The organism is Xenorhabdus sp. IM139775 (assembly GCF_028598745.1).
Classification (GTDB): domain Bacteria; phylum Pseudomonadota; class Gammaproteobacteria; order Enterobacterales; family Enterobacteriaceae; genus Xenorhabdus.
On record NZ_JAQRFK010000149.1, the window covers coordinates 1 to 2,735 of the forward strand.

The following is a 2,735-nucleotide window of genomic DNA, read 5'->3' on the forward strand; positions in this document are numbered from 1 at the left end:
CGCAATGGCGGCAGAAAAAACGATTGAAGTTCAGGGTTTCTCCGCCGTTGACGCACAAAAAGGTATTAATATCACGATCAAATGCGCAGCAACTTCATCACTGAAAGTCAAAGGCATGCAATCCTCCATAGACAAACTTAATATCACTCATAATGGCGATACACTGAGTTTGATTAATGACGCAGTCAAAAAAGATAGCCTTCTTACTAAAGCGCTTGATATTACCCTATACACTGATCATCCGCTGAATACTCTGGTGACTAAAACTGGCGTAAAAATGGAGGTAGACGCATGTGCCATAGATAATGAAAAGCTGGAAGTTTCAGGTGAAATGGGCAGTAAAATCGATATTGCCGGTAAAACCAAGCAGTTAGATCTCAATTTGAATATGGGGGCAGTATTTAATAAAGTTTCTCAGAAATTCAGTGCCGATTCTGCCAAAGTATATTTAAGCATGGGAGCAAATGCTTCTCTCTGCCATATTCCCAAAATCACTGGTAACCTGACAACAGGAACCCATATTTCCGTCGATAAAAAATCAATAGTCAAAACCACGGATAATTTCGCCAGCAAAATATCAACGGATTCTTGTTCGTAAAATACCTTTTAAATTTCACTCTAATTTATCCGGAGTATTTAATGAAAAATATTCTTAAAGCATCTGGTCTTGCTATTACCCTATCCCTCACTACAGCCATAACTTCAACAATACCAACAGCTTTTGCACAACCAGCTAACCAACTTGTCAATCAGGCTCCTGGTTACTATCACCAAATGCTCGGCGATTTCATGGTCACAGCTATTTATGACGGATATATTTATATTTCCCCCTCTTTATTAAAAGGCATTGAAAATAAAGATATCCAGACTCTGCTGACCCGCATGTTCCAAATTTCAGAGAAAGATGGCGTTCAGACAGCTATAAATGCCTATCTTGTCAATACCAAAGAAGGATTGGTATTAATTGATACTGGTGGTGGCAAATGCTTTGGCCCAACCATGGGAAATATTGTTGATAATATCCGTACCGCCGGCTATACACCGGAAGCAGTAAAAACTATATTACTGACACATATGCACCCAGATCACATTTGTGGTTTAAGTTCTGCAAATGGCAAAACAGCATTCCCTAATGCAACCGTTTATGCCGCTCAAGAAGAAAAAGATTTCTGGCTTAATCCAGAAATTACCGCTTCTGCACCTGAAGGAAGTCGCCCCACTTTAAAAATGGCACAAGACTCTATCGCACCATATATTGCAAAAAAAGCATTTCGCACTTTTAGAAGTGGAGATAATGTCATTTCAGGTATCGAAGCAATATCCACTTTTGGTCATACTCCGGGCCATACATCCTTCAGATTACACTCTGGCAACAATAGCATGCTAATTTGGGGTGATATTGTACACTCTCATTCAGTACAATTTACGCGTCCAGAAGTTTCCATCGAATTTGATGTAGATAGTGATAAAGTAGTTGAAGCACGTAAATATATTTTCGAAAAAGCATCACAGGAAAAATGGTTAATTAGTGCTGCGCATTTACCCTTCCCTGGTATTGGGCACATTCGCAAAGATGAACAAGGATATTCTTGGGTGCCAGTAGAATATTCCAGCTTGTTGAAAAGAAAAAATTAACGCTGTTATTTACTGACAAACTGAATATTTTTCAGGCGAAACTGTTTAAGAGTATTTACTGTTTAGCATTGAATATTGCATGAAAATAAATACTCTTCCTACTCTTTTTTATCATATGCAAAGACGTGAAAAATTTTAGTAGAAATCTGTTAACACGAAAATATTCCCACCATTATGTGACGATAACAATAATTGAGTATGCAATGCGTAATATCATAAGTTCACTTAAAATAATAAGCACTTATACATTATCAGGATATTTGAAAGTAATCAAAATCACGCTAAATTGATAAACTACCAATGACAGGGCGAGAGCGCGAACGTTTTTTGACCTTAATTTGTATGTAGCATAATCAATTATAGGGTGAATATCACTCAATTCGGTCTTGTTAAAGTATCAATCAGTATTTTATTTGCACGGATCGTTCAAAAAACAGGCTTTCATGCTCTCGCCCTGCTACCAATGACTGATCACTTAATCATATAACTTGCACAGATTTAGACAGACTGGCTCGAAAAACATTTTCTTTTTATAACCTACCGTCAGCTTTCATTTGCAGTATGTCTCTTGTTATCTGGTTATTCATTTTTTGTATGTCGAGAAACCAAAAATCCCTTACGCCGAAATCCCTTCGTGCAAAGGCTTCAATGGAATGACACTCCTTCGCATCTATCGAATCACCTCTAGATGATATCTCATCCAATATTCTGCCGGTAATCTCACCATTATCGACGTTTTCACCAAGAGCACGGCAGAGGCTGCTGTTATTGAGTGATATAAGATTATCCGTTGACACCCTTCCGACAGAACACCCGGTAATAGTAAGCGTTACCGACAGTAATAATAATTTTCTTATCATTTAATACTAATCCATAAAAACAGGATGGCAGTATACCCATGAGCAAAGAGAAAATACACAAGGACAAGGAGATGAGAAATGTCAATCTTCACCCTAAACGTCTAAAGTTAGTCATCAAGCTCGCCCTGGCTACAGGATTGAAGCGTTCAGACATTATTAATCTAGAGTGGTTTCAAATTGATATGCAACCAGGGTAAGAGCACGAGTGCTCATTTCTCACCCAAAGCCGTCAAACCGGCA

General features: G+C 38.2%; 2 protein-coding genes and 1 pseudogene. All 3 read left to right on the forward strand.

Translation table 11 applies throughout. The features are described 5' to 3' along the window. Positions 1–598, forward strand: a 598-nt coding sequence (locus PSI17_RS16415; protein ID WP_273552985.1) for a GIN domain-containing protein, incomplete at its 5' end; no start/stop codon positions are given. Between the two features lie 41 nt (positions 599–639). Further along, positions 640–1,635, forward strand: a complete 996-nt coding sequence (locus PSI17_RS16420; RefSeq protein ID WP_273552986.1) for an MBL fold metallo-hydrolase — start codon at positions 640–642, stop codon at positions 1,633–1,635. A 952-nt stretch (positions 1,636–2,587) separates the two neighbouring features. Further along, a pseudogene (locus PSI17_RS17500) lies at positions 2,588–2,683 on the forward strand (hypothetical protein); the annotation flags it as partial. Between the last annotated feature and the right edge of the window lie 52 nt (positions 2,684–2,735).